Consider the following 12996-nt stretch of genomic DNA (forward strand, 5'->3'; position numbering starts at 1 on the left):
ATATAGGGTATTTTATTATCGAACTTTTTCGTCACTATCTTTAGTATATACAGGGATGTACAGGAAGCGCGCTAATGTCATTAAAAACAAGATTGTTGTTCTCTGTCGTTCTACTTGTGTCTCTATCTGTCCTAGCGCTAGCTGCGTATACAACGTACGTCGCTGTTAATACTTCTACTACTGCATTAGCTGCCTCCTCAGAGGATAAAATGCGCCAACAAGGCGTTCAAACTAAGCAAGCAATTAAAAACTATTTGGCTTTCAATGAAAGCCAAATTAGAAATTTTTCGTCTTCTTCTCTCGTATTTAATGCCGCCAATGACTTTGTTCCCGCGTTTAATCGCTATACGGAGCAAAGAGGAGAGCTAACAAGCGCGCAAAAAAACACGCTTTTCGATTATTACAAAAATGATTTCGCAACGCTCTATAAAAAACGAAATGATGCAGTGCTATCTGAGCCTACACGGCTTGTGGAAGGCCTGACTAATACTTCCCAAGCGCTGCAATATGACTTTATAGCGGCATCTCAATTCCCAATTGGCGAGAAAGACAAATTAACGACATTGAGTAATAACAGCGATTATGCAAAGTCGCATGCAAGGTATCACGATGAAATCCGGCAGTTTCTTCAGGAATTTGGCTACTACGACATTTTTATTGTCGAACCCAAGAGCGGCGAGATTGTTTACAGTGTCTATAAAGAACTCGATTTTGCCACTGATTTGAAAGAAGGGCCTTATGCTGATACCGGGATTGGCAACGCTTTCTCTGCCGTTATAGAGAAAGGTGACAACAATTATGTCGCTATAAGTAAACTTGAGACCTATTTGCCGTCATATGACGCTATGGCAGGCTTTTTAGCGTCAGCCATTACCGACGGTTCGGGTGAGATAACAGCAGTTTTAATTTTTCAAATTCCTATTGATAGAATTGGCGCAATACTCACTCATAACCAAGAATGGAAAGACAGTGGGTTTGGCGACTCGGGAGAGACTTATCTAGTATCGCCAGATGGATTATTGGTTACCGAAAGTCGTTTCTTTTTAGAAGACAGAGAAAATTACTTAAAAGCAATTAGTGCGACTTCACCGAGCACAGCAAAGAAAATAAAAGACGCGGGGACGTCAGTCGGGCTTCAGAGAGTTGATAGTGTTGCTAGCGGTAAGGCACTAAACGGTCAAAAAGGTTTTGAAATGGTGAAAGACTACAGAGATGTATCTGTCTTTTCATCGTATTTGCCGTTAGCCATTGGGGAGCATACTTATGGGCTTCTCGCCGAAATTGATGTATCTGAAGCGTTAGCGCCTGCACAGCACCTGCAATCGAAACTAGTGTATTCAACTCTTATTGTGGCTGTTGTTATTCTTGTCTTCGCAGTAGTGGTTTCCCTTTTGCTTGCGAAGAAAATAATTAAGCCTTTGGAAGAATTAGGTGAGGCCTGTAGTGCACTATCAAGCGGAGACGGCAATCTTACCATTAGGTTAAACGCAACACGTATTCCTGAAATCAATAATGTGATAACACCATTCAACGCGTTTATTACGCAAATTCAGCATATCGTTGAGCAGATAAAAAATAATTCAGACAAGCTGTTATCCTCATCAGATGAATTAGCTGCGTTAGTGGAGCAAAGTAAAAAGGGCGTGGCGATACAGCTTGGTGAAACAGAAATGGTAGCAGCGTCAGTCGAGGAGCTTTCTGTGTCTATTGCAGAAGTATCTCGTAATACAGTTGAAACGAGAGACGCCAGTACGTCAGCCATGGCAAGTCTGAAAGAAAACATGGACCGAGCCGACCTCGCAGCAGGCAACATCAAGCTGTTGGTGAAATTAATAAGAGATTCTCAGAACGTTATCAGCACAATGCAAAATGAGGTGGGTTTGATTAATAGTTTACTGAGTGACATTACCTCTATTGCAGATCAAACAAATTTACTTGCTCTAAATGCGGCTATTGAAGCTGCAAGAGCAGGAGAAGCTGGGCGAGGATTCTCAGTGGTCGCCGATGAGGTGAGAGCGTTGGCTAATCGCTCTCAGGAAAGCACACACAAGATATCTTCAATAGTAGATCGAATGAATGATGCATCTAGCCTCTCGGTGAAAGAGATGGAAAAAGCGTCAACGGCAGCAGATGGCGGTATACATTTGGTCGACCTTGTTACTACTGCTATGAATGAGCTGTCTCATATCATTTCTCAAGTAAGTGCAATGGCTGAGACGGTAGCGACTGCCACCGAAGAGCAAAATGCGACATCTGATAGTGTAAGTGGTAACGTCAACAGTATTGCTGAACAAGCTGAAGAGCTTAATACGGGTATCGGTTTGGTAGCAGAGTCGGCGACGTCACTGTCTACTATGGCCAAAGAATCAAGCAAACTGGTAAGTGGGTTTACAGTGTGACAACACGCGCTTGCATATCTCTATGTTCTATATTTTGCCAAAGGATACGCAACCGCTTGTCGGATTTGTGGGTGAATTGACGCTAACTCCTCAAAAAATAAAAAATGATCAACTTTAAGCCGATGAAGTCTTTTGAAATGCTCATCGGTTAACGCGGTTTTCTCGATAAGAGCGCTTATTAGTGTTTTGTAGTCTTGTTTATCAATATTGTGAGTAGCAAGTTTTATATCTAGTGCAAGCATCAGAGCATCGCGACCATGGGGATAACCGCTATAGTCCTTTGGACGTTGGAACGCGGGATCAGATAATGCTTCTATCGCTTCATCAACGGCATAGTGCGCTAACTTATTGTATACAACCCCAGGATAAGTATTCTCATGGTGATAAAAATAGCGCTCTGTATCAGCGTAGTCATCGGGGCTACCAGCGAGGCATGCTTCAAAGCTAAACACACTGAAGTTTATATACTGAACGATGTTAAAAATATCATCCATAGAACGTTTACCAAATTTTTGACAATAGCGTTCGGTGAGGTGATATCGTTCAAACGGGTTCAGTTCGTTAATTTGTGCGAGAACACCAAAAGGAATGTCTTTAAGGGATTCCGTGGATGCCGCTATCGCGTCGACCCTGCGGGTATCCAAGGACTGGCTGCTCATTTTTTCATAATAGGCATCAACCAATGTCAGTGATTGTTGCTTTAGTAGTTGGACGTTCTCGGTGAAACTATTGTCGGCATTGATATAAACAAATACATCATCAATGCTTATTAGTGGCGGCACCAACGACTGTAGCGCTTTCTTCTTTTCACGACAGGTTTTCGCCTTTTCATTGAATTCGTCTATCAGCACTTGGCTTTGAAACGCATCACGTTTCAGTTGATTTTGTAGATGTAACGGTAATGCGGAATCAGGATGTATTGATAGTTTATCAATATGCTGAGGAAGAATCGATAAGCCTTTTAGTTGGTTTACGATAGGTCGTTCAAGCATCGCTATATACCCCGCCAACATTGGTTTTTTTGCATAGAGTGAGGAAACGATTTCAACGCGAAAACCGCGTTCACCTAATTCGGTCATCATCGCCTTTTGAATTTCGGTAAACTCGTTTTTCTTCTCATTTATTGCATTAAAAACAATGGTATTGAGAGGGTTAAAGAAAAACGCACTGTGTTGAAGATTAGGCTGAGAGAGGATGAGTTGCATTGCATGTAGTGACTCAATTTCAATCGCTGCTTGCAAAGCGGTTTGTAGCGTGTTGTGTTTTGTGTATACGGGTTCGTTATTAAAGGCAAAACTCGACAGTAATTTCTCTAATACTTCATTGCTTGCCCCTGAACGCACCGCTTGGGTGAAAAGCAAATGGCTGACTGGGTATTGTGCGGCGATATCGTCAACAAATGCTTGGGATGCGGTTGCCAAACTATGACCAATAACGACGTCGGGGGTTATAAGGAATTTGTTTCTTCCTCTTCTTATCGCATAGCCGTGTTTATCGTTGTTTTGCCTAAAGGCATGTGTAGCTTGCATGACTTTTTCAATATCTTGTTGCGCCGCAGCCTCAACTATATCTTGCAGAAGATAGGATGCATTTCTTATTTCATCGATTTCTTCTTGGGTAGGCTTAAATGGCGCACGCTCGAATTTCTGTTGTTGATTCGCTAGTTGAACGCGATGTAAATTTAACAGTGCATTTGAGGTGTCAAAATAGCCTTCTTCTTGAAGTAAGAACACGGCATCGCTAAGAATACGGCTATTATCTAGCGCCAGAAGTTCACTATTTATTGCATTTTTTACGCGCTGAAGTTTATCCCAAACCTCTGCGTTTTCTACTTCGCATTGACTGTAGGACTCACTTGCCGAGTAGATTTTTGTAGCGTTTTCTAATGCGTTTGCGGTGCGACCTGGCGTTAACGGAGCAGTCATCAGCCTATAGTTTTCAGGTTCGATAGTAGAGTCTGACGCATCGGTACTTGGTGCGGTGTTGTTGAACGCCTCTTCTTTCTCGTTTGTGACAAAGTATATACCGATGCCCAGCAAAGTGATGACGAGCGCGACAGCACCTAAAATAGCCTTTCGGTATCGATTATAGTCCTTTATAGTCACCGTTGAACACTCCATAGAATTGACTACTGTATAGCATAACTGTATTAACGAGGCTCATGATACGTTACTCACGTACAGGCTAAAACCAATCGATTTCTGCCTTTCGCGTTTTGCTCTCATTATTCGGTACGTATTAACTGAATCGCTGCTTTAAAATTCGTTTTAACGCGCTGGGTTTTATGGGTTTTGGCAAGTACGCTATCCCCATGTCAGCGGCCGTATCCCTTATCTCACTATTTCGGTTCGCAGTAATTAACAGGCGCAAATCGGGGCTGTGTGGCAGCAATGCGATTTCTCGTAAAACCTCTGTGCCCGTTTCACCAAAATTAAGGTGATAGTCTGCAATAATTATATCTGGCTTCATACCGCATGCCGCTAACGCTTCCTTCTTGCTCATCGCAGTGACGACTGTCGCTCCCCAATCTTCAAAGAGGGCTTTCATGGCGCAAGTAACTTGCTCATCATTTTCGATAAGCAGAAGCCGTTTTTTGTGCAGAAACTGTGACGGTTTCTCATCGTGCAGCGCTACGGCGTTGCTTTTTACGCTCTCCGTTATGCTTTGAGTCGCTTTTTCGCATTTAGGAACCGCAATTGCAAAACAGCTTCCTTTATTAAGCTCAGATTGTAGGGTAATAGTGTGGCCAAGCAGCTTACATACTCTGTCTACAATGGTTAATCCAAGCCCAATTCCCTGTGAACTGCGCGGGCTTTCTAGCTGGTGGAATTCACTAAAAATCTTTGTCTGTTGATTGGGAGCAATTCCAGGGCCCGTGTCGTAAACACATATGTGAAGTAACGGCGTGGCAGTCGTCGCTGCGTTTGCTGTTAGCTTTCTTCTTACGCCCACTACTACCGTACCCGTCTGTGTATAGCGGATAGCGTTAGATAATAAGTTTTGAATAATCCGTCGAAATAAATGTTTGTCGCTGTGGGTAAAACTGCTGGTTTTTATATAGTGAAGTTTTATGCCTCTTTGCTTTGCTATCAGGCTAAATTCCTTACATAGCGATGATAGAACGTCGTCTATCGCGAACGTCACTTTTTGCGGTTTCAGTACACCTGAATCTAATTTGGTCATGTCGAGCAGCATAGTAAGCAGTGTCTGTGCATTGTTGAGCGAGTTTACAACACCTTCTGACAGGCTAGAGAGTTCGCTACCTTTTGTCTTCTTTTCTAGCATAGACGCAAAAAGCGTGGCCGCATTGAACGGCTGCATGAGATCATGGCCGGCCGCAGCAAGAAATTTTGTCTTACTTTCATTTGCATCATCGGCTTGCTGTTTTGCGTAGCGAAGTTCCTCGGTTCGCTGCTCCACGCGAGCTTCTAGTTTACTTTTAGACTGCGTTAACACGTCTTGAATCGCGATATATTCGGTAATGTCGCTGTAGGTGGTAACATAGCCACCGCCAGGCAGGGGAGAGCCGTTAAGCTCTATTACTTTTCCGTCGGGCTGTTTACGAACGTATTTATGGCGACTACCTTTCAGCATATGGCCAATTCGTTTCTCTATTTCTTGCGGGGCTTCTTCGCCGTTACCAAATAAACCTCTTTGTGCGTTGAAATCTAAGATGTCGCTAATCGGCATCCCCGCTTTTAGAAAGCCTCTTGGATAATAGAAAAGCTCGACATACCGTTCATTCCACGCCAGCAATTGCAGTTTGTCATCCAATACACTAATACCTTGCTCTATATGCTGTACTGACGACTGCAATACTTCATGATTAAATTGGAATGACTGCGAGGCCTCTTCGACCCAATCTACAAGTTCGGGCAAGGAGTCTGACCCGGTGTCTGCAATCGCACCTAATAAAATACGAGCGCTAGGCCCGCCGACTTGGGCGGCTAATAGTTGCTCTACTCTGTTCAATAACGCATGACTTGCGTAGCCAGTAAGGTGTGCGCGAGATACGTCAACAGAAAGTTGTTTTAATAATGTATCGTGGCTGTCTTTATCAAGTACCCGTTGCGTAAGCGACATCAAGTCACTTACCTTCACCATCAATTGCGGCGAGGCAAGGTTGATATCTCTTACATCGCTTGCGCGACGGGGGGATGCCGACTTGCCGGTCAATAGTGCTACTAATACAAATGTCACGCTATTGGCAATTAACGAACAAACAAACCCTATGCCTAACTCAGCATCTGACGGCGGCGTATTAAAGTAATAACTCGACATTAAACTAGGATAAAGCAATAACGCGCACCAACATGTGAACCCAGCAAGAAGACCACTTACCGCTGCGGCCTTTTTACTTTTCTTCCAATACAGTCCGAACATCAAAATGGGTAAAGATTGGCTTAACAACGCAATTGCGATAATACCGCTTTTAACGAGCGGGGCAGCTTGGCTTACATTGAGGTGGTACCAAAGTGCTACCGACAGGACAACCAGTACCGTAAGCCGCCGTATGGTTAGTATTTTACCAGGCTGCATGGTGTGGTTTGGTTCAGTACGTAACCGTGCTTTTATCCACAAAGGGGTAACTACGTTATTGGCTATCATTATTCCAAGTGCTAACGTTGCGACAATAACCATACTGGTAGTGGCAGACAGCCCCCCAAGAAATGCAATAATAGAAACCTCGAGATTATTAGCATAAATAGGCAGCGCGAGTACGTAGGTATCGGAATTTACCGTGTCAGGTAACAGCATTTTCCCTGCTAGTGCGAGAGGAATAAGAAACACGGTCATCCCTAATAAATACATAGGAAAAAGCCAACGAGCGGTTCTAAGTTCACCTTCACCATTTAGCTCTACAAAATTCATATGAAATTGACGGGGCAGCACAAACATAGAGCAAATACCCAACATGACATGGGTTAGGTAAACCAAGGGGGCGCTGTCTGCATAAATCACATTGCTTGCGGCCTCGTTCGTCGACGCCTTCGCGACAAGGTCGAGTACACCGTCGAACATAAAGAAGCAAACAAATACGCCTACTGTCCAAAGAGCGATCAGTTTAAATAACGATTCAAAAGCGATAGTAAGAAGCAAACCGGGGTGCTTATCGGTAAGGTTGAGCCTTCGTGTACCGAAAACAATGGCGAATAGTGCCATTAATGCGGCAACGTAAACACTCACATTCTGATTTGTGTCGGGAACGCTGGGCGCGATGAGGCCGATACTCTTTGTTATGGCGTCGAGTTGCAGTGCTATATAGGGAATAACACCAATAAAGCACAGGAGTGTGATAAAGGCAGCAACTAAGTGCGAATGTTTGTATTTTAAGCCAATGAGATCTGCCAGCGACGTAATATTGTGTTGCTGGCATAGGCGACTGATATGAACAACAACCGGAAAGGCAAACGCCATGGTTAGTATAATACCCATGTAGGTTGGGACTATTGCCCATCCGTACTCAGCGGCTTGTGATGTTGTACCAAAAAAAGCCCAAGACGTGCAGTGAACGCCCAGCCCTAAGCTATAAAGTATCGGGTGTTGCCGATTATCTTTAAGCCGCCGTTCGCCCAAGAAGGCAATGACAAACAAGGTGATAAGGTAAACACCTATAATGCTACTTACTGTCCAGATGTTTAGCATTTACCAGCCCAAAAAAATACACTCGGTTACGTTAGCATATTTTAGGGGGCATAGTGCAATGCCATAGCGCGACTTTCTGCACTCAACATTTTTAAAGATCTATCCACAATTTTATTGTGGTTACCCTTGATCAAGCTAAAACCAGCCCCATAACTAAGCGCAACAAGGCAATTTGCACTGCACATCAGCCGTGTAGGGTAAACAACTAGATTTAGAAAAACGTTTGGAGGTAGGCATGAGCGATAATCGCGATGTGCAGGCAGATCAAGAAAATACAGTAGATGAAACTGTTCAAAGCGCTGAAGAAGCGCAGGTAGAAACATCTGAAGCTGAGAGTGTAGAGTTAGATGAAAATGCACAGCGCATTTACGAACTTGAAACTGCGCTGTCTGAAGCTCAGGCGACGATTAAAGAACAACAAGATGGCGTATTGCGTGCACGTGCTGACGCAGACAATGCACGCCGTCGCGCTGAAGGTGAAGTAGAAAAGGCGCGTAAATTTGCCCTTGAACGCTTTGCTGGCGAGTTGCTTCCGGTTATCGATAACTTAGAGCGCGCTATCGAAATGACTGATAGCGAAAACGAAGCGATTAAGCCCTTGCTTGAAGGGGTCGAAATGACGCACAAAACTTTCTTAAGCACTATTGAGAAATTTGGATTAACCCTTATTGACCCTCAGGGCGAAAGCTTTAACCCTGATTTACATCAAGCGATGTCAATGCAGGAAAGTGCTGACCACCAACCTAATACGGTAATGGCGGTGATGCAGAAAGGGTATCAAATTAACGGCCGTTTGTTACGCCCTGCCATGGTAATGGTATCGCGCGCGCCAAGCGGTGGTGTTGATACGCAAGCGTAATTCACGTTTTTGCGATAAACACACAAATATGTCAGTTTTTTTACTGACAAGTATTGAAAAGATTGGGGAATAACCCCACTAAAAGTACAGACTTTAGAAATTATTTCGGAGACACGAAATGGGTAGAATCATCGGTATCGATTTAGGTACAACAAATTCATGTGTCGCAGTTTTAGACGGCGACAAACCTCGCGTAATTGAAAACGCGGAAGGCGATCGTACAACGCCATCAATCATTGCTTATACAGCTGACGGCGAAACGCTTGTTGGTCAGTCAGCGAAGCGTCAGGCAGTAACAAACCCTGAAAACACATTATTCGCTATCAAGCGTTTAATTGGTCGTCGCTTCCAAGACAAAGAAGTACAACGTGACATCGACATTATGCCTTACAAAATCGTAGGTGCTGACAATGGCGATGCATGGGTAGAAGCGAAAGGCGAGAAAATGGCGCCTCCACAAGTTTCTGCTGAAGTACTTAAGAAAATGAAAAAGACCGCTGAAGACTATCTTGGCGAAGAAGTTACTGGCGCGGTTATTACGGTTCCAGCTTACTTCAACGACTCTCAGCGTCAAGCAACTAAAGATGCTGGTCGTATTGCAGGGTTAGAAGTTAAGCGTATCATCAACGAGCCAACAGCTGCTGCACTTGCCTACGGCATGGACAGAAAGCAAGGCGAAAACGTTGTTGCAGTATACGACTTAGGTGGTGGTACATTCGATATCTCTATTATCGAAATTGATGAAGTAGATGGCGAGCATACGTTTGAAGTACTTGCGACTAATGGTGATACTCACCTTGGTGGTGAAGATTTCGATAACCGCGTAATCAACTACCTTGTTGAAGAGTTTAAGAAAGACCAAGGCATCGACCTTCGTAAAGATCCGCTAGCAATGCAGCGTCTTAAAGAAGCGGGCGAAAAAGCTAAGATTGAGCTTTCTTCTTCACAACAGACAGAAGTTAACCTGCCTTACATCACCGCTGATGGGTCAGGTCCTAAGCACTTAGCCATTAAACTGACTCGTGCAAAACTTGAATCTTTGGTTGAAGATTTAGTAAAGAACTCGCTTAAACCTCTTAAGCAAGCGTTAGAAGATTCAGACCTATCGGTAGGCGACATCAACGACATCATCCTTGTTGGTGGTCAAACACGTATGCCGCTAGTTCAGAAGTATGTAACTGAATTCTTCGGCAAAGAGCCACGTAAAGACGTTAACCCTGATGAAGCAGTAGCAGTAGGTGCGGCAATTCAAGGTGGTGTGTTATCTGGTGACGTTAAAGACGTACTACTATTAGACGTTACGCCTCTGTCTCTAGGAATTGAGACGATGGGTGGCGTAATGACTGCGCTTATCGAGAAGAATACGACTATCCCAACGAAAAAGTCGCAAACGTTCTCTACAGCAGAAGATAACCAGTCTGCGGTAACGGTACACGTACTGCAAGGTGAGCGTAAGCAATCAAGTGGCAACAAGTCTCTTGGTCAGTTCAACCTTGAAGGTATTCGTCCAGCCGCGCGCGGTGTGCCGCAAATCGAGGTTACTTTCGACCTAGATGCTGACGGCATTCTTCATGTGTCTGCGAAAGATAAAGACACAGGTAAAGAGCAGAAGATCACGATTAAAGCATCTTCAGGCTTAAGCGATGAAGAAGTCGAAAAAATGGTAGCAGACGCTGAAGCGAACAAAGAGGCCGATGCGAAGTTTGAAGAACTCATTCAAGCGCGCAACCAAGCTGATGGCATGATCCACGCTACACGCAAGCAGCTTGAAGAAGTGGGTGACGCACTAAGCGCTGAAGATAAAGCGCCTATTGAAGAAGCACTTACAGCACTTGAAACTGCGTCTAAGGGCGAAGATAAAGCGGAAATCGAAGCGAAAACACAAGAACTTATTCAAGTGTCTAGCAAGTTGATGGAAGCGGCTCAAGCTCAGCAAGCTGGCGGAGCTGAAGGCGGCGAACAGCAAGCTTCTGGTCAAGCAAACGATGACGTTGTTGACGCTGAGTTTGAAGAAGTGAAAGACGACGACAAAAAGTAAGCTGTTGCGATAAGCCCGGTTCGCCGGGCGGTTTTAAGCAGTTCAGGCGCAGCAGGAATATCTTGTTGCGCCTTTGTTGTGTAAATGACTTGGTTTGCAAAGGCCAAAGCAGGTTATTTTCACAACAGTCAGAGGTAGATTCGATGGGTTAGCTTTTAAATCTGTCGACAGAAAGTAGGATAAGTAACCGATATGTCGAAACGTGACTACTATGAAGTACTTGGGATAGACAAGAGTGCTGGCGAACGCGAAATAAAGAAAGCGTATAAAAAGCTAGCGATGAAGTATCATCCTGACCGTACACAAGGCGATAAAGACCTGGAAGACAAGTTTAAAGAAATCCAGGAAGCCTACGAAATATTGTCTGATTCGAAAAAACGCGCAGCGTATGATCAATACGGTCATGCTGGTGTCGATCCTAATCGCGGTGGCGGTGGCTACGGTGGTGGTGCCGATTTTGGTGATATCTTCGGCGATGTGTTTGGCGATATTTTCGGCGGTGGTGGTCGTGGAGGCCGTCAATCTCGTGCACGACAAGGGTCTGACTTACGCTATAACCTTGAGCTTTCACTTGAAGAAGCGGTACGAGGAAAAAGTGTTGATATCCGCGTCCCCACATTGGTCGAATGTGACGTATGTGATGGGTCTGGTGCGAAAAAAGGGTCCTCACCTAAAACGTGCCCAACGTGTCACGGAAACGGTCAGGTTCAAATGCGTCAAGGATTCTTCGCTGTTCAGCAGACATGTCCTACATGTTCTGGGAAAGGCAAAATCATTGAAGACCCGTGTAATAGCTGTCATGGCCATGGTCGCAAAGAGAAAACGAAAACGCTTAACGTTAAAATTCCAGCAGGGGTTGATACCGGCGACAGAATTCGTTTATCAGGCGAAGGGGAAGCTGGGGAAAACGGTGCACCAGCCGGTGACCTTTATGTTCAGGTACATGTTCGCGACCACGATATTTTCCAACGTGATGGCAATAACTTGTATTGCGAAGTTCCGCTTAGCTTTACCACCGCTGCGTTAGGTGGTGAATTAGAAGTTCCCACGTTAGACGGTAAAGTGAAGCTTAAGATTAGCGCTGAAACACAAACTGGGCGTATGTTCCGTTTACGCGGAAAGGGCGTTAAGTCAGTGCGAAGCGGTGCGGTTGGCGATTTAATGTGTAAAGTGGTAGTTGAAACGCCAGTTAAGCTTTCAACACGCCAGAAAGAACTGCTTCAAGAACTTGAAGAGTCTATGGGTAAAGCATCAAGCAAGCATAGCCCTAAGGCACAAGGTTTCTTTGATGGTGTTAAAAAGTTCTTTGACGATTTAACGAAATAACGCGTTAACATTTTTATAGAAGCCCTCAATATGAGGGCTTTTTTATATTTGCTTTTAAAAATGTCAAAATACTCGTTTAAAACCTTGCTTAATTTGCGTGTATTCGTCACGATTAATGATAAGAAGGTAATTTCGCTATAGAGCGTTTTCATTACGCTACGTAGCAGGTAAAGCACGTTTAAACACGAAAGGGAAAGAGTAATGAAAAATGCAACTAATACCTTGGGGTCGATAAAGGCATTAACGGTAGCAGCAACATTGGCATTCGGCATTTCTGGTAACGTTGCAGCGGACGAAGTAACACAAGCGTCGTCTATGAAACATGCAAAAGCAGCAACCAATTATCGCCAAGCAATGTTTACGTTAATACGCAGCAACATGGCGCCATTGGGCGGTATGGCCAAGGGCGCATTACCTTATGATGAAAGTGTTATGATGACCAATGCCGTGCGTTTAGAGCAGCTAGCTGACATGATGACCGACTACTTATCTGTTGATACACGTAGCTTCAACGTTAAAACAGGTGCGAAAGACGCAATATGGAAGAACTTTTCTGACGTTGAAGGCAAGGTCTTAGCGCTTAAAACTGCTGCGCAAGGGTTACAAACGGCAGTTAAATCGGGCGATGAGACAGCGTATCGAGGGGCCATTGGCAAAATTGGCGCTAGTTGCAAATCTTGTCACGACGATTACAAAAAAGATTAAACAAAAAACGCGCCTAAAAGGCG

At 44.3% G+C, this 12996-nt stretch carries 7 protein-coding genes; 5 read left to right on the top strand and 2 right to left on the bottom strand.

Annotated features, from left to right (window positions below; genetic code table 11):
- Window positions 1-74 precede the first annotated feature (74 nt).
- Window positions 75-2399, top strand: coding sequence for a methyl-accepting chemotaxis protein (locus AC27EZ_RS16535; RefSeq protein WP_487136384.1), 2325 nt, complete (start codon window positions 75-77; stop codon window positions 2397-2399).
- Between the two features lie 20 nt (window positions 2400-2419).
- On the opposite strand, the gene AC27EZ_RS16540 is transcribed toward AC27EZ_RS16535, so the two are convergent.
- Window positions 2420-4504: a hypothetical protein gene (locus tag AC27EZ_RS16540; protein ID WP_487136385.1), complete on the bottom strand. Its 2085-nt coding sequence runs from the start codon at window positions 4502-4504 to the stop codon at window positions 2420-2422.
- 133 nt (window positions 4505-4637) lie between these two features.
- Window positions 4638-8045, bottom strand: coding sequence for a PAS domain-containing hybrid sensor histidine kinase/response regulator (locus AC27EZ_RS16545; protein WP_487136386.1), 3408 nt, complete (start codon window positions 8043-8045; stop codon window positions 4638-4640).
- A gap of 235 nt (window positions 8046-8280) precedes the next feature.
- Here AC27EZ_RS16545 and grpE point away from each other — a divergent pair, with 235 nt between their 5' ends.
- The 4 genes from grpE to AC27EZ_RS16565 all read left to right on the top strand — a co-directional run bounded on the left by grpE (window position 8281) and on the right by AC27EZ_RS16565 (window position 12973).
- The gene (gene grpE / locus AC27EZ_RS16550; protein WP_487136387.1) at window positions 8281-8904 is read left to right on the top strand and encodes a nucleotide exchange factor GrpE; all 624 of its coding nucleotides are present in this window, start codon (window positions 8281-8283) and stop codon (window positions 8902-8904) included.
- A 118-nt stretch (window positions 8905-9022) separates the two neighbouring features.
- The gene (gene dnaK / locus AC27EZ_RS16555; protein WP_487136388.1) at window positions 9023-10942 is read left to right on the top strand and encodes a molecular chaperone DnaK; all 1920 of its coding nucleotides are present in this window, start codon (window positions 9023-9025) and stop codon (window positions 10940-10942) included.
- Window positions 10943-11134: 192 nt separating this feature from the next.
- Entirely contained in the window at window positions 11135-12268 is a 1134-nt protein-coding gene (gene dnaJ / locus AC27EZ_RS16560) for a molecular chaperone DnaJ (RefSeq protein ID WP_487136389.1), read from the top strand.
- Window positions 12269-12469: 201 nt separating this feature from the next.
- Window positions 12470-12973: a c-type cytochrome gene (locus AC27EZ_RS16565; RefSeq protein ID WP_487136390.1), complete on the top strand. Its 504-nt coding sequence runs from the start codon at window positions 12470-12472 to the stop codon at window positions 12971-12973.
- The last annotated feature ends 23 nt before the right edge of the window (window positions 12974-12996 follow it).

This window comes from Alteromonas sp. 4NH20-0056 (genome assembly GCF_057539655.1).